The 19,603-nt window shown below is 63.0% G+C and carries 17 protein-coding genes; 14 read left to right on the top strand and 3 right to left on the bottom strand.

Annotated elements, in window-relative coordinates:
• Positions 1–128: 128 nt before the first annotated feature.
• Positions 129–1,616, bottom strand: a complete 1,488-nt coding sequence (locus AC6I99_RS03695) for a helix-turn-helix domain-containing protein (RefSeq protein ID WP_497960306.1) — start codon at positions 1,614–1,616, stop codon at positions 129–131.
• A gap of 171 nt (positions 1,617–1,787) precedes the next feature.
• On the opposite strand from AC6I99_RS03695, the gene aceA reads away from it, so the two are divergent.
• Both aceA and aceB read left to right on the top strand, forming a co-directional pair.
• A complete protein-coding gene (gene aceA, locus AC6I99_RS03690; protein WP_224094253.1) occupies positions 1,788–3,110 on the top strand; it encodes an isocitrate lyase in 1,323 nt (440 codons plus the stop codon).
• 91 nt (positions 3,111–3,201) lie between these two features.
• Positions 3,202–4,854: a malate synthase A gene (aceB, locus tag AC6I99_RS03685; RefSeq protein ID WP_497960302.1), complete on the top strand. Its 1,653-nt coding sequence runs from the start codon at positions 3,202–3,204 to the stop codon at positions 4,852–4,854.
• Positions 4,855–5,046: 192 nt separating this feature from the next.
• Here the strand turns inward: aceB and AC6I99_RS03680 are convergent, their stop codons facing one another.
• Positions 5,047–6,240, bottom strand: coding sequence for an MFS transporter (locus AC6I99_RS03680; RefSeq protein ID WP_497960300.1), 1,194 nt, complete (start codon positions 6,238–6,240; stop codon positions 5,047–5,049).
• An 85-nt stretch (positions 6,241–6,325) separates the two neighbouring features.
• Positions 6,326–7,546 carry an ROK family protein gene (locus tag AC6I99_RS03675; RefSeq protein ID WP_497961914.1) on the bottom strand — a complete coding sequence of 407 codons (1,221 nt, stop codon included), beginning with the start codon at positions 7,544–7,546 and terminating at the stop codon, positions 6,326–6,328.
• A 182-nt stretch (positions 7,547–7,728) separates the two neighbouring features.
• Here AC6I99_RS03675 and AC6I99_RS03670 point away from each other — a divergent pair, with 182 nt between their 5' ends.
• The 12 genes from AC6I99_RS03670 to AC6I99_RS03615 all read left to right on the top strand — a co-directional run bounded on the left by AC6I99_RS03670 (position 7,729) and on the right by AC6I99_RS03615 (position 19,554).
• Positions 7,729–8,469, top strand: a complete 741-nt coding sequence (locus AC6I99_RS03670) for a sugar phosphate isomerase/epimerase family protein (RefSeq protein WP_497960297.1) — start codon at positions 7,729–7,731, stop codon at positions 8,467–8,469.
• The gene (locus AC6I99_RS03665; RefSeq protein WP_497960293.1) at positions 8,466–9,623 is read left to right on the top strand and encodes a Gfo/Idh/MocA family protein; all 1,158 of its coding nucleotides are present in this window, start codon (positions 8,466–8,468) and stop codon (positions 9,621–9,623) included. Before AC6I99_RS03670 ends, AC6I99_RS03665 begins: the two co-directional genes overlap by 4 nt.
• Before the next feature lie 42 nt (positions 9,624–9,665).
• The gene (locus AC6I99_RS03660; RefSeq protein ID WP_497960291.1) at positions 9,666–10,991 is read left to right on the top strand and encodes an ABC transporter substrate-binding protein; all 1,326 of its coding nucleotides are present in this window, start codon (positions 9,666–9,668) and stop codon (positions 10,989–10,991) included.
• A 63-nt stretch (positions 10,992–11,054) separates the two neighbouring features.
• On the top strand, positions 11,055–12,068 hold the full coding sequence (locus AC6I99_RS03655; RefSeq protein WP_224166390.1) for a carbohydrate ABC transporter permease: 1,014 nt from the start codon (positions 11,055–11,057) through the stop codon (positions 12,066–12,068).
• The gene (locus AC6I99_RS03650) at positions 12,061–12,900 is read left to right on the top strand and encodes a carbohydrate ABC transporter permease (RefSeq protein ID WP_224094246.1); all 840 of its coding nucleotides are present in this window, start codon (positions 12,061–12,063) and stop codon (positions 12,898–12,900) included. Before AC6I99_RS03655 ends, AC6I99_RS03650 begins: the two co-directional genes overlap by 8 nt.
• A gap of 87 nt (positions 12,901–12,987) precedes the next feature.
• Positions 12,988–13,764 carry a sugar phosphate isomerase/epimerase family protein gene (locus tag AC6I99_RS03645; protein ID WP_497960289.1) on the top strand — a complete coding sequence of 259 codons (777 nt, stop codon included), beginning with the start codon at positions 12,988–12,990 and terminating at the stop codon, positions 13,762–13,764.
• Positions 13,761–14,900 carry a Gfo/Idh/MocA family protein gene (locus tag AC6I99_RS03640; protein WP_497960286.1) on the top strand — a complete coding sequence of 380 codons (1,140 nt, stop codon included), beginning with the start codon at positions 13,761–13,763 and terminating at the stop codon, positions 14,898–14,900. Before AC6I99_RS03645 ends, AC6I99_RS03640 begins: the two co-directional genes overlap by 4 nt.
• 18 nt (positions 14,901–14,918) lie before the next feature.
• Entirely contained in the window at positions 14,919–16,127 is a 1,209-nt protein-coding gene (locus tag AC6I99_RS03635) for a Gfo/Idh/MocA family protein (protein WP_224166389.1), read from the top strand.
• A 1-nt stretch (position 16,128) separates the two neighbouring features.
• Positions 16,129–17,130, top strand: a complete 1,002-nt coding sequence (locus AC6I99_RS03630; RefSeq protein ID WP_497960284.1) for a sugar phosphate isomerase/epimerase family protein — start codon at positions 16,129–16,131, stop codon at positions 17,128–17,130.
• Between the two features lie 12 nt (positions 17,131–17,142).
• A complete protein-coding gene (locus AC6I99_RS03625; protein WP_497960282.1) occupies positions 17,143–18,042 on the top strand; it encodes a TolB family protein in 900 nt (299 codons plus the stop codon).
• Positions 18,043–18,046: 4 nt separating this feature from the next.
• Positions 18,047–19,081: a Gfo/Idh/MocA family protein gene (locus tag AC6I99_RS03620; RefSeq protein ID WP_497960281.1), complete on the top strand. Its 1,035-nt coding sequence runs from the start codon at positions 18,047–18,049 to the stop codon at positions 19,079–19,081.
• Positions 19,078–19,554 carry a heme-degrading domain-containing protein gene (locus tag AC6I99_RS03615; RefSeq protein ID WP_497946666.1) on the top strand — a complete coding sequence of 159 codons (477 nt, stop codon included), beginning with the start codon at positions 19,078–19,080 and terminating at the stop codon, positions 19,552–19,554. Before AC6I99_RS03620 ends, AC6I99_RS03615 begins: the two co-directional genes overlap by 4 nt.
• Positions 19,555–19,603 lie beyond the last annotated feature (49 nt).

The following is a 19,603-nucleotide window of genomic DNA, read 5'->3' as shown; positions in this document are numbered from 1 at the left end:
TCGGAACTCACGCGATCTGAGAGAGGGATTGCCGAATGTGGCCGGAATGTGAGCGAGCATCACGGAAAAACGGTCAGGAAGTGAGCGAGCATCACGGAAAAACAGTCAGGAAGTGAGCGAGCATCGGGTTAGCGCGCCGAGTGCGCCGCCAGGAAGCTGTACACCTCGGTCTCGTCCACGCCAGGGAACGCGCCGGGCGGCATGGCGGCGAGCAGGTGTGAGTGGGCACGGGCTGAGGGCCACGCATTGCCTGCCCACTCGTTGGCCAGGGACGCCGGGGGCCGTTTGCAGCAGTTCGGATCCGGGCAGGTCGAGGTTGCCCGGGCATTCGTCTCGCGCCCCCGGAACCACTTCACATGCTGGTACGGCACGCCGATGCTCAGCGAAAACTCCCCGCTGGCCGAGCGCTCGGTCCGGGCCGTACACCAGTAGGTACCCGAAGGCGTGTCCGTGTATTGGCTGTATGCGCTGAACTTGTCCGGTACGTCGAACACTGCCCGCGACGTCCAGGCCTTGCACGACGGCTGACCTTCGATGGCGCCCGTGTGGTCCTGTGGGAAGGTCACGCCGTCGTTCTCGTAGGCCTTGTAGATGATCCCGGATTGGTGCGTCTTCTGGAAGTGTGTGGTGATGCCGAGGTGCTTGGTGGCCAGGTTGGTGAAGCGGTGCGCAGCGGTCTCATAGGACACAGCGAAGGCGTCGCGGATGTCCTCCACGGCGATTTCCTTGGCGGCCTTGGCCTTTTGGAGGAACTCAACGGTGGCATGCTCCGGCAACAACAAAGCTGCAGCGAAATAGTTGGTGGCCACGCGCTGGGCCAGGAAATCCCCGTAGTTGCGCGGAGTTTCGTGCCCCAGGACGTAGTGGCCAAGCGCCTGCAGGAGCACTGATCGCGGGTCGTGATCCTGCCGCTGGTTCTGCGTTAGATAAATTCTGCGGTTCTTCAAATCCGTCACGGAGCGCGTGGAATGCGGCAAATCACCTACGTGGTGGAGGGTGAATCCGAGGTTCTCGGCGATGTCCGCAATGACGTGCTGGCTCAGTGGTCCGGTGGTGTAGCCGACCCCTTTAAGGACCTTCTGCGCCTCGGCCTCATACTCGGGGAAATAGTTACCGCGCTCACGCATCATGGCACGCAACTCGCCGTTCGCGCGGCGGGCTTCTTCCGGCGTCGCGACCTGCTCGTTAAGTTTGCGTTCGAGCTCCTGAAGCAGCCCCACCTGCGACTCCAGCACATCCAGCGGAAGCCGCGAGCTGATGCGGATTTTGGGCAGGTTCAGCGACTCGTAGAGCGGTCCGCGCTGGTACCGTTCCAGCTCGATCTCCAAGGCCGCTCGACGGCTAGGCGGCTCGGCGCCGAGCAGCTGGTCGATGCTCACATTAAGCGAGCTGGCCAGCGACTGCAGCAGCCCGAGTTTGGGCTCGCGCTTGCCGTTTTCGATCAGGCTCAACTGACTGGGCGCGGTCCCGACGGCGGCGCTCAAGTCGTCCAGCGTCAGGCCGGCCTGCTTGCGCAAGTGGCGCACGCGGCGGCCAAGGCTGATGACGTCCAGTTCGGGGGACGTAGGGGACGACGACGGCGACGCGACTTCGCGGTTCCAGCTCACAGGCGACATTTCTTGAGAATACGCGAAGAACTGCGTTTCTTTCCATAGTTTTCCTCTAGAAAGGCTATTGAAAGTGCAGAAAAGTAGGTCTCACGAAAAGAAACACAGACCCCCGGTAAGCCTGCCGACGCAGCAAAGACGCAGCGGAGGCCGGCCCGGGCACCATCAAGGAGATATGCAATGACCGCATCATTTGAACCAGCAGAGTCCGCACAGACTGCAGAGCAGCAGGCAGCAGCGCTGGAGCTTGAGTGGTCCGCCAACCCGCGTTGGGAAGGCGTCACCCGTGATTACTCGGCCACCGACGTCGTCCGCCTCCGCGGTCGCGTCTCCGAAGAGCACACCCTGGCCCGCCGCGGTTCGGAGAAGCTGTGGAAGCAGCTCACCGAGGAAGCTCCCACCGGCGGCTACACCAACGCCCTGGGTGCCCTGACCGGCAACCAGGCTGTGCAGCAGGTCAAGGCGGGCCTCCGTGCCATCTACCTTTCTGGCTGGCAGGTTGCCGCGGACGCCAACCTCTCGGGCCAGACGTACCCGGACCAGTCCCTGTACCCGGCCAACTCGGTCCCCCAGGTTGTCCGCCGCATCAACAACGCCCTGCTCCGCGCAGACCAGATCGAATATGCCGAGGGCGTCAAGACTGTTGAGGACTGGTTGGTTCCGATCGTCGCCGACGCCGAAGCCGGCTTCGGTGGCCCGCTGAACGCCTACGAACTCATGAAGTCCATGATCACCGCCGGCGCCTCGGGCGTTCACTGGGAAGACCAGCTCGCATCGGAGAAGAAGTGCGGTCACCTCGGCGGCAAGGTTCTGATCCCCACCCAGCAGCACATCCGGACCCTCAACGCAGCACGCCTCGCAGCCGACGTCGCAGGCACCCCGACCGTCGTCATCGCCCGTACCGACGCCGAAGCCGCAACGCTGATCACCTCCGACGTCGACGAGCGCGACCAGGAATTCATCACCGGCGAACGTACCGCCGAGGGCTTCTACAAGGTCCGCAACGGCATCGAACCCTGCATCGCCCGCGCCAAGGCCTACGCGCCCTACTCGGACCTGATCTGGATGGAGACCGGCACCCCGGACCTGGAACTTGCCCGCAAGTTCGCCGAGTCGGTCAAGGCCGAGTTCCCCGACCAGATGCTTTCCTACAACTGCTCCCCGTCCTTCAACTGGCGCAAGCACCTGGACGACACCACCATTGCCAAGTTCCAGCGCGAACTCGGTGCCATGGGCTTCACGTTCCAGTTCATCACCCTGGCCGGCTTCCACGCCCTGAACTACTCGATGTTCGACCTCGCCCACGGCTACGCCCGTGAAGGCATGAGCGCCTACGTCGAACTCCAGGAGAAGGAATTCGCCTCCGAGTCCCGCGGCTACACCGCCACCAAGCACCAGCGCGAAGTCGGCACCGGCTACTTCGACGACATCGCCACCGCGCTCAACCCGAACGCATCCACCCTCGCACTGGTCGGATCGACCGAAGAGGGCCAATTCCACTAAAACTTGCCCAAGTAAGTAGCAGTAGATGCCGTTATGAACGTCCAAAACGGAATCTACTGCGACTCAGTTGGGTCCCTGAAAGGACACTCCCATGAACAGCTTCACCGACAACTTCACTATCAACGGCATCACCATTACCGCGCAGCCCATTTGCCGGCAGAACGAGGTCCTCACGCCGGACGCCCTTGAGTTCATCGGCAAGTTGCACCGGGCTACGGCTGATCGTCGTCAGGAGCTGATGCAGGCACGGCATGCCCGCCGCAACCAGATTTCCAGTGGCCAGGATCCCCGTTTCCTGCCGCAGACCGAGGCCATCCGGAATGACCCGTCGTGGCGCGTCGCTCCCCCGGCTCCGGGCCTGGAGGACCGCCGCGTGGAGATCACGGGCCCGGTGGATAAGAAGATGACCATCAACGCCCTGAACTCGGGTGCGAAGGTGTGGCTGGCCGACATGGAAGATTCCTCCACACCGACGTGGCGCAACGTCATCCAGGGCCAGCTGAACCTGACTGACGCGCTGGAACGGCGCATCGACTTCACGTCCCCTGAGGGCAAGGAATACAAGCTCAAGCCTGCAGGGGACCTGCCCACCATTGTGGTCCGTCCCCGCGGCTGGCACCTGCCCGAGAAGCACATGCTCATCGACGGCAAGCCGATCGCCGGTGGCGTAGTGGACTTCGGGCTCTTCTTCTTCCACAACGCCCGCCGCCTGCTCGCCCAGGGCAAGGGCCCGTACTTCTACCTGCCCAAGATCGAGAACCACCTCGAAGCCCGCCTGTGGAACGACATCTTCGTCCTGGCCCAGGACCTGCTCGGCATCCCTCAGGGCACCATCCGCGCCACCGTGCTGATCGAAACCATCACGGCCGCGTTCGAGATGGAAGAGATCCTGTACGAACTGCGGGACCACGCTTCGGGGTTGAATGCCGGCCGCTGGGACTACATCTTCTCCCTGATCAAGAACTTCCGTACCCGCGGCCCGCGCTTCGTGCTCCCGGACCGCGGCCAGGTAACCATGACGCAGCCGTTCATGCGCGCCTACACCGAACAACTGGTCCGGGCCTGCCACCGCCGCGGTGCCATGGCCATCGGTGGCATGGCTGCAGCTGTTCCGAACCGCAAGGACGAAGCAGCCAACCAGGCCTCGTTCGAGAAGGTCCGTGCAGACAAGACCCGTGAAGCCAACGACGGCTTCGACGGCTCCTGGGTTGCCCACCCGGACCTCGTGCCCGTGGCCCGCGAAGTGTTCGACTCCGTGCTCGGTGACAAGCCGAACCAGCTGGACCGCAGCCGCGAGGACGTCACCCCGGATGACCGGGCGCTGATCGACATCGCCAGCACCGAAGGCACCATCACCGAGGCCGGCGTTCGCCTGAACATCGAGGTAGGCATCCGCTACATCGAGTCCTGGCTCAGGGGCAACGGAGCCGTGGCCATCCACAACCTCATGGAAGACGCCGCCACCGCCGAGATCTCCCGCTCCCAGCTCTGGCAATGGATCCACTCCCACGCCATCACCGAACACGGCGACATCATCAGCCGTGAATGGGTCCAGGACATGCTGGACGAGGAATACGCCCGACTGGAACGCTTCGACGGAGACCGCTTCGCTGACGCCCGCGCCATCTTCGAAGAAGTCACCCTGGCCGAGGAATTCCCCACCTTCCTGACCATCCCGGCCTACGCCCGTTTCCTCACCGAAGCCCGTGAAGAGGCCACGGAAGAGGAACTCGTCGCCGCCTAGATCCACTGGGTAGCGACACACCAAGCCCCGACGCTGGGCTGCCTGCACTCTTCGCAACAAGTGACCCCGATGGTCGGGGAGGCAGCCCAGCAGCGGAGTATCCACCCAAATAGGTCGCAGTTAAGCGCGTTTTGACGGCTCAAAACGCGCTTAACTGCGACTCAGTTGGGTAAACCCGACGGCGGCACTCACCTACCGCTGCCGGGCCACCCAGCGCACGGACAACGTAACGCACACACAGAACGCGAGCACCGAACCAAGGATCACCAGCAGCGGCACGGTCCAGCCCTCGGACACTCCATGGACGTACCCGATGACGGTTGGCGCCAGGGCTGCAACCAGGTAGCCCACACCTTGGACGACGGCGGACATCTTCCCTGCCGAGGCCTGGTCCTTGGCGAACTTGATGATGGCAATGAACACGACCGTGATGCCGCCACCCTGCGCAATGCCGCCCATGGAAGACCACATCCACCACAAACCAGGCGCCAGGAGCAAGCCCACGGGAACGGTCAGCCACAACGCACTCAAGGTGACGGCCACCGTCGTCGTACTGGCAAAGCGGGCCAGGAGCGGTACACCCAGCCCGCCCACAATCGCGAAGATCTGGAACAGCGATGAGCCTGCACCGGCCTCGGCGGCGCCCATGCCGAGTTCGTCGGACAGGAAGCTTGGCAGCCAAGCGGTGACGCCGTAGTAGGAGAACGCTTGGCCGGCGAAGCCAAGCGTCAGGCCAGCGGTTAGCCAGCCCACGCCGGCAACCTTCCCCGGCCCGGAGGGAGAAGCAGCTGGAACCGCGGCTGGCACAAACGCCCGGCGCGCACCAACAGTTGGCACCCAGAACAGGATTGCGGCCAAGGCCAGGAGTGCACTCGCCGCGAGGGAAAGCCGCCAGCCCACCAGTTCAGCAAGCGGCGCAGTGGCCACCGAGGTAAGGAAGGACCCGATGTTCAGCGCCGCCGTGTAGACGCCCATTGCGGTTGCCTGCCGCCGCGGCGCAAAGTCGCGCCGGATGATGAGCGGCACGGCGATATTACCGATCGTAATGGCCACACCGATGATCACCGTCCCCACCATCACCGGAATACCACCGCCGCTGGAGCGGATCACGACGCCGGCCAGCACGCCGAGCAGCGTGAGCATCACCGCGAATTCGGCACCCAGCCTGCGGCCGGCCATCGATGCCAGCGGCGAGGCAAGCGAGAAGCAGAGCACCGGGATACCAGTCAACAGACCCAGTTCAACAGGCGAGAATCCGAGGTCGGCCTGCAGCGAATCCACCACGGGGGCCACAGCTACGAACGGCCCACGCATGTTGAGCGCGATCAGCCCGATGCAGGCAAGGATCAACCATCCCCGGGGAACTTTGGCGAGGAACTGGCTCATGGCGTGCGCTGGAAGGTGGCGGGAAACGTTTTCATCACCTTCATTGCTATCACGCCGCCACCGGCCATCCGGTCACAAACGGCGTCTATCCAGCTGCTTGGAGCGTGGCTTCAATCACTGCCGGTGAGAGCACGTACTGCGTCACCATCTGGCTGGCGCCCAGAATTGCGGCGCGGTCACCGGCCATGGAAATGCCGATCCGGAGGTGCGTGGTGGCCAACGGCAGCGACCGCCGGTAGACAACCTCGCGAATGCCGGCAACCAGGTGTTCGCCAGCCTCCCCCACGCTGCCGCCGATGATGATCATGGACGGATTGAGCAGGTTGACCACGGTGGCCAGCACATCCCCGACATCCCGTCCCGCCTGCCGCAGCGCCTGGATGGCCTGCAAATTTCCTTCGGCTACCAGGCGGAGAACGTCCGCTCCCGTGGCGGCTTCGAGGCCTTGCGCCTTGAGTTGGCGCGCGACGGCGGGACCTGAGGCGAGCGCTTCGAGGCATCCGTAGTTGCCACAACGGCAGAGGACGTCGTCGCCGCGGGGCACTCTCACGTGTCCGAGGTCCCCTGCAGTGCCGTTGGCGCCGCGTTGCAGCTGGCCGCTGCTGATGATCCCTGCGCCGATGCCGGTGGCGACTTTGATGAACAGGAAATTCTCGTGATCAGGCCAGTAGGCGGTCCGTTCGCCGAGCGCCATGATGTTGACGTCGTTGTCCACCAGCACGGGTACTAGCAGTGAGCGCTGGACGTAAGGGACGACATCGAATCCGTCCCAACCGGGCATGATGGGCGGCTTGACCGGCCGTCCGGTGGCGTGTTCCACAGGGCCCGGAAGGCCGATGCCCATTCCTGCGAGGTCGCCCGGTTCCCGTCCCGCTTCGGCCAGCAATTCGCGGCCCGCGCTGATGACCTTGCCCAGCACGACCTCCGGGCCGTCCGCGACTTCCTGTGAGAGGCGCCGTTCGGCGAGGACACTTCCGCTGAGGTCTGTGACGGCGACAATCACGTGGGTCGCTCCGACGTCGACGGCCAGGACTACGCGCGCGGCGGGGTTGAAGGCAAAGCGCGACGGCGGCCTGCCGCCACTGGATGTTGCCTCACCGGCAGGGCCCACGAGACCGGATCCGATCAGGGCGTCGATGCGGGAAGCGACGGTGGAGCGGGCGAGTCCTGTGGTGAGGGCAAGCTCAGCACGGGTCCGGGCTTGGCCGTCCCGGAGGAGCTGGAAGAGGTCCCCGGCACGTGAAAGGTTACCTGCGTCCTGCGCGGGGGCGTCTTTTCCGCCTTGGTGTCCGGGTCCTGAGGTCATGCCATTAGTGAAGCACGATTGCTTATGCGTGTCATGCAGCAGAAGTTTGTCGGCCATATTTCAACTTTTGCTTGACGCTCGGCAAAAGTCCCCCTAGGTTGTGAGGAGCAGCACATCACCCCCTTGGATGCCGGAAATCAGCGGCATCGATTTGCCTCCACCCACAACGACGAGGAGAGACAGTGTCATATTCGATCCAGCTCTACACGGTCCGAAAGGCCCTTGAAGAGGATCTGGCGGGAACCATCCGGCGCCTGGCCGACATCGGCTTCACGATGGTTGAGCCCTACCGTTTTGTTGCCAAGGCCGAAGAACTTAAGCGGGCATTGACGGAGAACAACCTCACCGCCCCGTCCGGCCACGCTCCCTTGCTTAGCGATGACCAGGACGCAATCTTTGCCGCTGCGCAGCAGCTGGGTATCGGAACTGTCATTGACCCGCATGTTCCGATCGAGCGCTGGAACACCATCGAGGACATCAAGGCCACCGCCGAGCAGCTCAATGCCGCCGCTGCCAAGGGATCCGAGTACGGCGTGCGCGTCGGTTATCACAACCACTGGTGGGAAGTTGAATCCGTCATCGATGGCAAAACTGCGATCGAACACCTGGCCGACCACCTCGATCCTGAGGTCGTCCTGGAGCTCGACACGTATTGGGCGGCAGTAGGTGGGCAGAACCCCGCTGAACTCCTGGCCCGGCTTGGTGACCGCGTGAAGTTCATTCACGTCAAGGACGGTCCCGTGACCTCGGACCCGTCGAGCCAGCTCGCCGTTGGTGCCGGCCAGATGCCTATCTGGGACGTCTTGAACGCCGCCGGCTCACTTGAAGCAGCGGTCGTGGAACTGGACGACTTCCAGGGCGACATGTTCGATGCCGTAGAAGACAGCTACAACTACCTCAACGCCGGGAAGGTGTCCGCATGAGCCACGCAGCAGGGGCCGCCTTCCGTTCTCTGACATCAAGCCCTGTCGGTTCAGGCCCGGTGGGCGTCGGCATCATCGGCGCAGGTGTCATCAGCAAGCAGTACCTCGACAACCTGACAAGCTTCCCTGATGTCCGCGTTGTGGCGATCGGCGACTTGTTCGAGGAGGCCGCAGCCACCCGGGCCAACGAGTACGGCATTCCCGTGCACGGTGGCATTGATGCTGTCCTCGGCCACCCGGAAGTGGAGATTGTCATCAACCTGACTATCCCCGCTGCCCACGTGGAAGTTGCCACGCAGGCTGTGAACGCTGGCAAGCACGTCTGGAGCGAAAAGCCGTTCTCCCTGGACCGGGAAAGTGGCTTGGGCCTGCTCAAGGCAGCCGACGCAGCCGGCGTCAGGCTGGGTTGCGCCCCGGACACGTTCCTCGGCGCCGGCCTCCAAACTGCCCGCCGGATGATCGAACGCGGCGACATCGGCACTCCACTGACAGCATTGACCTTGATGCAGTCGCCGGGTCCGGAATCCTGGCACCCGAATCCCGCCTTCCTCTTCCAGGACGGTGCGGGCCCTCTGTTCGACATCGGCCCTTACTACCTGACCACGCTTGTGCAGACCTTCGGCAGCATCCGCAAGGTGGGCGCTTTCGGTTCCAAGTCCCGCGAAACACGCGTGATCGGCTCGGGTCCCAAGGCTGGCGAGACGTTCGACGTCACGGTCCCCACCCACGTCAGCTCCATCCTGGAGTTCGAGAACGGTGAATCTGCCCAGAGCATCTTCAGCTTCGATTCCCCGCTCAAACGCGCAGGGTTCGTGGAAATCACCGGTTCCGACGCCACCATCGCGTTGCCGGACCCGAACAACTTCGACGGTGACATCCGGATTTGCGCGCTCGGCTCCGACGATTGGACTACCGTCCCTTCGGTCGGCTCAACTGCCAGCCGTGGAGCGGGCGTCCTGGAAATGGCCCGCGCCATCCGTGAGGGCCGGCCACACCGCGCCCAGGGTGAACTTGCGTTCCACATCCTGGACACGATGGCCTCCATCGCGGAGTCAATCGACAACCGGGCCTTCGTGGATGTGGAAAGTTCCGCAGCACAGGTCCCTGCGCTGCCCGAGGATTGGGATCCCACGGCAGCAACGCTTTCAGCCTAGTTTCAGCCAGCACCAGCTCGACGACGAGAAAACCGGAGCATCATGAAGAATCCCCTGAAAGTCCTATCGGCGGTTGCCGCGACAGCAGCCTTGGCACTGGGTCTCAGCGCCTGCGGTGGCGGCGGCAGTCCCCAAGCAAGCAGTGACACCATCACGTACTGGGCATCGGACCAGGGCAACAGCCTGGACGACACCGCAGCGAAGCTGAAGCCGACGCTGGATCGTTTTACCGAAAAGACCGGAGTAAAGGTACAGCTGGAAGTCATCAGCTGGACCGACCTCTACAACCGCATTCTTACGGCCGTTACCAGTGGCGACGGTCCGGACGTCCTCAACATCGGCAACACGTGGGCCGTCACCCTTCAGGAGACGGGCGCTTTCGAGCCCGTGGAAGGGGAACTGCTCGAGGCCGTAGGCGGCAAAGACCGCTTCCTGAAGACCAGCTGGTCCACCGGTGGCGCGGAGGGCAAGACCCCCACGTCCGTGCCGCTCTACGGTTTGGCCTACAACATGTATTACAACACCAAGCTGTTCAAGGAAGCCGGGATCGAGAAGGCCCCCACAACCTGGGACGAGTTTGTAGCTGACGCCAAGAAGCTCACCAAGGACACCAACGGTGACGGCAAGCCCGATCAGTGGGGCTTCACCGCCGCCGGAGCATCCGTTTCCGCCAACTCGCACCAAGCCTTCGTTCGTGGCCTGCAAAACGGTGGCACCTTGTTCGATAAAGACGGAAAGCCCACCTTTGACAGCGATCCCCAGGTGGAGGGTGTCAAGCAGTTCGTAGACCTGATGGCCACGGAGAAGGTGATGTCGCCGTCGGACGCTGAACTGAGCCAGGGCAGCCAGAAGGTGGACAACCTCATCAACGGCAAGGCCGCCATGATGTTCGACCAGAGCCCGCTGAAGAACTTCGCTGCGCGCGACTTCAAGGACTGGGGTGTAGCCCCTATCCCCATGATGACCGCCGGAGCTACCGGTGACCGTGGCACCCAGAGCCACGTGGCCGGTATCAACCTCAGTGTCTTCAAGAACAGCGACAACAAGGCAAATGCCATTAAGCTGGCCGCGTTCCTGACCAGTGACGAAGAACAGATTGCCCTCAACAAGGCCTACTCCTCCCTGCCTGTAGTCACCGAAGCGTCGAGCGATGCCGCCTTCCAGACCGAAGAAGTCAAGGCCAAGAATGACGCCCTGGCCAACCACTCCCTGCCCATGCCGCTGATCGCCAAAGAAGGTCAGATGGAGACCCTCACCGGCACGGCAATCAAGAACCTCTTTGCCAAAGCGGCAACGGGAACTGTTTCCGAAGACGACATCCGGGCGGCCCTCAAGGACGCCAACAACCAGATGGCCGCGGCCCAGTAACCAGGCCCAGTGAGTGGGGACGCCACCACAAAGTGGTGTCCCCACTCCGGCAAAGGAGTTTCCATGTCCCATTCAGCATTGGACAGCGGCCCGGCCGCTGCAGGCAGCACCCCTGCCGTTGATCCCGAGCCCGGCCAAGCACGGGCAGCAAGCACACCGCCTGTACGTAAAAGGCGTCGCTCATTCCTCCCCTACGGCTTGATCCTTCCGGCCGCGATCCTTGAACTCCTGATCCACATCGGCCCGATGCTCCTTGGGATCTGGATCGCGTTCATCTCCCTGACGCAGCTCAACCTCACCAACTGGCTCAACGCGCCGTTCGTGGGGCTCCAGAACTTCATCAACGGGCTCAACCCGGACAGCACCATCGGCCAGGCCTTCTTCAGCACGGTTGGCCGCACGCTGGGCTACACCATCCTGGTGGTCGGCTTCTCCTGGGTCCTCGGCATGGCAGGCGCGGTTTTCCTGTCCTCCAACTTCAGGGGGCGTGCCCTTCTTCGCACGTTCTTCCTGGTCCCTTACGCACTCCCGGCCTACGTAGGAACCATCGCCTGGGCCTTCATGTTCAATCAGCGCGATGGCGCCGTGAACCAGATCCTGGTGGACACGCTTCACCTCTTCGGCGACGAACGCCCCTTCTGGCTGCTGGGAGAGAATTCCTTCGGAGCCATGGTGATAGTCAACGTCTGGCAGTTGTGGCCGTTCGCCTTCCTCATGCTGATGGCAGCCCTGCAAAACGTTCCCACCGATGTCTACGAGGCAGCAGCCATTGACGGCGCTACGCTCTGGCAGCAGTTCCGTCGCATCACCTTGCCCATGGTCCGCCCGGCCAACGGGGTCCTGCTCATGGTCATGTCGCTATGGACGTTCAACCAGTTCAACGTTCCCTTCGTCCTGTTCGGAGCTACGTCTCCCAAGGAAGCCACCCTTATTTCCCCGTTGATCTACCAAAACTCCTTCGGCAGTTGGAACTTCGGCCTCGGCGGCGCAATGAGCGTACTGCTGCTGATCGCGCTGTTCATTGCCTCCGCTTTCTACATCCGCATGGTGCTGCCAAAGGGAGCCGACAATGATTGAGACACGCAACTTCCGGATCCTCAGGAACGTGGTCCTGACCATCCTGTCCTTGTGGGTGGCGGTTCCACTCTTCGTGGTGGTCTCCACCTCATTGAAACCCCTTAAGGATGTCTCAGGGCTCTTCCAGTGGATTCCCCGGGAAATCACCGCCTCACCGTACCTGGACATCTGGACCACGGTTCCGCTGGCCAAGTACTTCCAGAACAGCCTCATCATCACCGTCTGCGCAACAGCGTGCTCAGTGACGGTCGCCGTCCTTGCCGCCTACGCCATTGCCCGATTGCAGTTCAAGGGGAAGCGCGCTTTCAGCCTTACGGTCCTCTCCACCCAGATGTTCCCCGGCATCCTGTTCCTCCTGCCGCTGTACCTGATCTTCACCCAGATCCGCAACATGACCGGCTTGCAGCTGCAGGGCTCCTACCTCGGGCTGATCATCACGTATATGACGTTCACCTTGCCTTTCGCCATCTGGATGCTGAGCGGCTACTTTGCCTCGATTCCAAAGGAACTGGAAGAGGCTTCGATGATCGATGGCACCGGCAGGATGGGAGCACTGTTCCGTGTGATCCTCCCTGTAGCCAAGCCAGGCATCATCGCAGTTGCCGTGTATTCATTCATCTCCGCCTGGGGCGAGGTTTTGTTCGCATCCGTGCTCACCAACGAGGCCACAAAAACGCTGTCCTTGGGGCTCAAGGCCTACGCCAGTGAATCGGACGTGTTTTGGAACCAACTCATGGCTGCTTCGGTTGTGGTCAGCCTGCCCGTCTTGATCGGATTCATCCTGGTCCAGAAACATCTGGTGGCAGGGCTCTCGTCAGGAGCAGTTAAGTAGGTTCACTGTTAAGTAGAGCCAACAGCCAGTACAAGCAATATCGGGCAACACAGGGCAACACCGGGCGATCATCAAAAAGGAACGCAAATGTCGTATTCACTCCAGCTCTACACCGTTCGAAACGCCATCCAGGAGGACCTGCCTGGAACCATCAAGAAGGTCGCCGAGATCGGCTTCAGGCAGGTTGAACCGTACAACTTCGTGGCCACCGCCAAGGAACTCGGGGCTGCCTTGAAGGAGAACGGCCTTACCGCTCCTTCCGGGCACGCACCGCTTTTGAGCCAGGACCAGGACGAGATCTTCGCCGCCGCCAAGGAACTGGGCATCACCACCGTGATTGATCCCTTCCTCCCGGCGGAGCACTGGCAGGATGCCGGGACTATCCAGGGCACGGCGGCGGCGTTGAATGCAGCCGCGAAGAAGGGCGCTGAATACGGCATCCGTGTGGGTTATCACAACCATGCGTGGGAGCTGGAGGCCACCATCGAAGGTAAGACTGCCTTGGAGTACTTCGAGGGTCTGTTGGACCCGGAGGTAGTCCTTGAAGTGGACACCTACTGGGTTGCCGTGGGTGGCCAGGATCCCGTTGAACTCCTAACTCGCCTGGGCGACCGGGTGAAACTCATCCACATCAAGGACGGACCGGCCACCACAGACACCAAAGCCCAGCAGCCCGCCGGCCAGGGCACCATCCCGGTCCTGGACGTCATCGCCGCCGCCAAATCGCTGGAAGTTGGCGTGGTGGAGTTCGATGACTACTCCGGCGATATTTTTGAGGGCATCACCGAGAGCCTGGCATTCCTGACCGCCGCAGCCAGCGCGCAGGCAGCCGAGGGAACTATCTCCCAGGAGGCAGGGGCATGAGCTTCTCTCCCTCCACCCGGAAGGGGCCCGTCGGTGTCGCCGTGATCGGTGCGGGCAACATCAGCAAGCAGTATTTGGACAACCTCACGGTGTTCCCGGATTTGAAGGTCCTGGTGATCGCGGATCTCTTCGAAGAGGCTGCCGAGGCACGGGCCAAGGAATACGGGATCGCCGAGTGGGGCGGGGTAGACAAGGCACTGAACCATCCCGACGTCGAAATCATCGTGAACCTGACCATCCCGGCAGCGCACGTCGAGGTTGCAACGGCCGCGGTCACTGCCGGCAAGCATGTCTGGACCGAGAAGCCGTTCTCGCTGGACCGTGAATCCGGACTTGGCCTGCTCAAAGCCGCCGACGCCGCGGGGATGCGCCTGGGCACGGCCCCGGACACGTTCCTCGGCGCCGGGTTGCAGACCGCCCGCCGCATCATCGAGCGCGGTGATATCGGCACGCCGCTGACCGGGATGACCACGTTCCAGACGCCGGGCCCTGAATCCTGGCACCCGAACCCGGCCTTCTTGTTCCAGCACGGCGCCGGCCCGCTGTTCGACATGGGCCCTTATTACCTCACCGCACTGATCCAGACCTTCGGCTCGGTCCGCAAGGTTGCCGCCGTCGGCTCCTCCGCCAAAGCGACCCGGATCATTGGTTCCGGTCCGAAGGCCGGGGAGGAATTCGCCGTCGAGGTTCCCACGCATGTCTCCGCGATGGCGCAGTTCGAAAGCGGCGCGTCCTCGCACAGCGTGTTCTCCTTCGAGTCCCCGCGCCAGCGGATGGGTTTCGTGGAAATCACCGGCTCGGAGGCCACGCTCTCGCTGCCTGACCCGAACTATTTCGACGGCGACCTCAAGCTCTGGCGCCCCGGCGCAGAAGAGCCCGAGATCATTCCCTCCACAGGACCGGCCAACGGCCGCGGCCTGGGCGTGCTGGACATGGCCCGTGCCCTCCGCTCAGGCGCCCCGCACCGCGCCACCGGCGAACTGGCCTACCACGTGCTGGACACCATGGTCTCGATTTCCGAATCCCTGGAATCCGGCTCATTCGTGGACGTCACCAGTAACGCGCCCGCCTCCGAACCAGTCCCGGAGGACTGGGCGCCGGAAACCGCAACTCTCCAGGCAACCGCAACTCCGTAAGTAACGAGGAACCACACCATGAGCACCCCCGCCCACACTGACCAGAGCCAGGGCAACCCGCAACCTACCCGCACATTGGGGGTGGCCGCCATCGGCTACGCCTTCATGGGAAAGGCCCACTCGAACGCGTGGCGGAACGTGGCCAGCTTCTTCGACGTCCCGGCCATCGAACAAAAAGTCCTCGTCGGCCGGGACGCCGATGCCGTCGCTGAAGCCGCAGCAAAGTACGGCTGGACCGAGTCCGCCACCGACTGGCGGTCGGTCATTGCCCGGGACGACATCCACATCGTCGATATCTGCGCCCCGGGCTGGATGCACGCCGAAATCGCCATCGCTGCCCTCCAAGCCGGCAAGCACGTCCTCGTGGAAAAGCCGCTGGCGAACACCATCGCGGAGGCAGAAGCCATGACCACTGCCGCCGCAGCCGCCCGTGAGAAGGGCGTGCAGTCGATGATCGGTTTCAACTACCGCCGGGTCCCCGCTTTGGCGCTCGCTAAAGAACTGATCGCCGAAGGCCGGCTCGGCACCGTCCGCCACGTCCGCGCCGCCTACCTGCAGGACTGGCTCTCCGATGCCGAGTCCCCCATGACCTGGCGGCTCCGCAAGGAAACCGCCGGCTCCGGGGCGCTGGGCGACATCGCCTCGCACGCCATCGACCAAGTCCTGTTCCTCCTGGGTGACGCCGTCACCGAGGTCACGGGCCGCCTGCACACCTTCGTGGACCGCCGCCCCGGGCCAAATGGCCCGGAAGACGTCACGGTCGACGACGCCGCCTGGGCCACGCTGACCCTCGCCTCCGGGGCAATCGCCTCGGTGGAAGTCAGCCGGGTAGCGACCGGCCAGAAGAACTCCCTCAGGCTCGAAATCTACGGCGACAAAGGCACCATCCTGTTCGACCTCGAGAACCTGAACGAGCTCGGCTTCCTTGATGCCACGGTCCCGGTCCGTGAGCAGGGCTTCCGCCGGATCCTGGTCAACGAACCCGAACACCCCTACATGGGCGCATGGTGGCCGCAGGGTCACATCATCGGTTGGGAACACACTTTCACGCACCAGATCCGGGACTTCCTGTTGGCCATTCGGGACGGAAGCCAGCCCTCGCCGTCGTTCGAAGAAGGCCTGAACGTCCAGCACGTCCTCGCGGCGATCGAAGAATCCGCCGCAGCCAAAAGCTCACTGATCCAACTTTCCCCGAAGCCAAACAGCACCACTACTGAAGGAGCCTGACATGCCCCGCCCGTACACCCTGTTCACCGGCCAGTGGGCCGACCTCCCCTTCGAGGAAGTCGCGCGCCTTGCCTCAGGCTGGGGCTACGACGGCCTGGAAATCGCCGTCTCCGGAGACCACCTGGACGCCTGGCGCTGGGACGAGCCCGGCTATGTCGACTCCAAACTCGCCATCCTGGAAAAGTACAACCTCAAAGCGTGGGCCATCTCCAACCACCTCAAAGGCCAGGCCGTCTGCGATGACCCCATCGACTTCCGCCACGAAGCAATCGTCGGCTCGCGCGTGTGGGGTGACGGCGAACCCGAAGGCGTCCGCCAACGCGCCGCCGAAGAAATGAAACACACCGCCCGCCTGGCTCGCGCCCTGGGAGTGGACACCGTGGTCGGCTTCACCGGTTCCTCCATCTGGCAGTACGTCGCCATGTTCCCGCCCGTCCCCGAAAAGGTCATCGACGCCGGCTACCAGGACTTCGCCGACCGCTGGAACCCCATCCTGGACGTCTTCGATGAATGCGGTGTCCGCTTCGCCCACGAAGTGCACCCCTCCGAGATCGCCTACGACTACTGGACCACCGTCCGCACCCTCGAAGCCATCGGCCACCGGCCCGCGTTCGGCCTGAACTGGGATCCCTCACACTTCATGTGGCAAGGCATTGACCCTGTCTCCTTCATCTGGGACTTCAAGGACCGGATCTACCATGTGGACTGCAAGGACACCAAGCTCCGGCCCACTGGCCGGAACACCGTCTTGGGCTCACATTTGCCCTGGGGCGACACCCGCCGGGGCTGGGACTTCGTCTCCGCCGGACGCGGGGACGTGCCCTGGGAATCCTCCTTCCGGGCCCTCACAGCGATCGGCTACGACGGCCCCATCTCCGTGGAATGGGAAGACGCTGGAATGGATCGCCTGCATGGCGCCCCCGAAGCCCTCGCCGCCCTGAAGAAATACGACTTCCCCGCCTCCCAGACCTCCTTCGACGCCGCCTTCAGCAGCAAGGAATAAGAAAGGACCGACGTGATCCGCACCCTTCAATCCGGCCAGCGCTGCGAGGTGTGGATCGCGTCGGTCAACGGTCAGGCTGAGCTGCTCTACAGCTCGGACGACGTGTTGTTTGAAGCACCCAACTGGACCCTGGACGGAAGCTCACTCATCCTCAACGGGGATGGGAAGCTGTGGCGTCTTGATCTGAACACGGGCTCCTTGGAGCCGATCTCGCTCACCAGCGTCCCGGACCTGAACAACGATCACGTCCTGGCACCTGACGGCCAGGGCATCTTTGTCTCCGCGAACGACGGCCACATCTACCGTGCTTTACTGGCCGGCGGACCGGCGACGCGCATCACCGAGGACGACGGCTTCTTCCATTTCCTCCATGGCGTCAGCCCCGACGGTGCGCAGTTGGCGTACGTGGGCATCGAAGCTGGAGACTTCACACAGCCAGGCAGGCTGATGACCATAGCGTCCGACGGCGGTGCTCCCGCCAGCGTTGATGTCGGCCGCTTTGATGTCGGCTCGGCCCACTGCGACGGCCCTGAATATTCGCCCGACGGGAAATGGCTTTACCTGAACACAGAATCCTTTACGTCCACGCAGGGCCACGCGCAGCTCGCCCGGATTCGCGTGGACGGCACTGGCTTTGAGCGGCTCCTAGAATCCGAATCAGTGGACTGGTTTCCCCATCTCTCCCCCGATGGCCGGTACGGCAGTTACATCCGGTTCCCCAGCGGAACCGTAGGACACCCCGCGGACCTGCCGGTCGCCGTCGTGCTTGTTTCGACCGAGGACTGGACCACTGCCCTCCATTCATGGCCACTTTTCGGCGGCCAAGGTACCCTCAACGTCAACAGCTGGTCGCCGGACTCCCGGCGTTTTGCGTATGTGGCCTACCCGCTTTCTGACTCGACGAAGGACTAAGCACGTGACCCTCAGCAATGGCACTTCCGATGGAACGATCCGCTGGGGCATCCTCGGCACAGGATTTATTGCCGGTCTCCAGACGCAGGACTTGAACGAAAACGGCTTTACTGTGCAGGCCGTTGGCTCGCGTTCATTGGAATCGAGCAAAGCCTTCGCTGAGCTGCATGGGGTGATGACCGCCCACGGCAGCTATGAGGACTTGGTGGCGGACCCGATGGTTGACGTGGTCTACATCGCTACGCCGCACCCGTTCCATCACGGCAACGCGCTCTTGGCCCTGAACGCCGGAAAGCACGTACTGGTGGAGAAGGCCTTCACGATGAATGCCCGCGAAGCCCAGGAGATCGTGGACCTGGCCGAATCCAAAGGCCTTGTGGCCTTGGAAGCCATGTGGACACGCTTCCTTCCGCACATGGTCCGCATCCGCGAACTCCTCCACGAAGGCGCCATCGGCGAGGTCCGGAAGGTAGTGGCCAGCCACAACCAGAGCCTGCCCAAGGACCCTGCGCACCGGTTGAACGATCCCGCCCTTGGCGGTGGGGCGCTGCTGGATCTGGGCATCTACCCGATCTCCTTTGCCTTCGACATCCTGGGTGCTCCGGAAACCATTCGCGCCAGCGCTTCCATGACGGCGACCGGTGTTGACCGGCAGACCGCAGCCATCTTTGAGTACTCTGGTGGCCGGCAGGCCCTGGTTGACTGTGAACTCGACGCCGCCAGCGCCAACCGGGCCATGGTCATCGGAACAGAGGGCTGGATCGACATCGAGCACACCTGGTACAACCCGGTTCCGTTTACTGTCTTTGGGGTTGATGGCACCCTTGTGGAGCGCTACGACCAGCCCGTGAAGAGCCGGGGAATGCAGTTCCAGGCAGCTGAGATGGAACGCCTTATTCGTGCCGGTGAGTCTGCTGGAAGCATCCTGCCGCCGGGTGAGACCGTGGCGATCATGGCGGCTATGGACGAGATCCGCCGACAGATCGGGCTCCGCTACGACGCCGACACCGTTGTTTCAGAAGAAGGTGCAAAGAAATGACTGAATCTGCCCGCCTTGTGGAGTTGCGCCAGCAGGAAGAAGAGCTGGTGTTCGCAAGCTTTGACCACCACGACGCCTGGCGGCTCGGCTCACTGATCGCCAACCACGCGATCGCCTCGGAATTCGGAGTGGCTATTGATATCCGCCGGCACAACCTTGTGCTCTTCCGTTGCGTCCTGCCCGGAGCCACAGCCGACCAGGAGGAGTGGATCCGCCGGAAGTCCGCCTCCGTGCTGCGGTTCGAGCACAGCACTGCCCTGCTGACTGAACAATTCTCAGCCCGCACCCACAGCCCTTTGGGAGGTGGCTGGCTTGCCCATGAGGATTACACGCTCGCCGGTGGCTCGTTCCCCATCCGCGTGCGGGGCGCTGGCGTGATCGGGGCTGTCACGGTGTCCGGGCTGAGCTCAGATGAGGACCACCAACTGGTGGTTGATGGCATCCGGAGTTACCTGAAGACGGTGGCGGTTTAGGGCAAGCTCGGCGAAGCTGCCCGATCAGTTCTTGTCGCTGCCGGGCCCG

The sequence above is a fragment of the Arthrobacter sp. TmtSoilC77 genome, from assembly GCF_059739415.1.
This window is presented reverse-complemented; position numbering and strand designations above follow the sequence as displayed.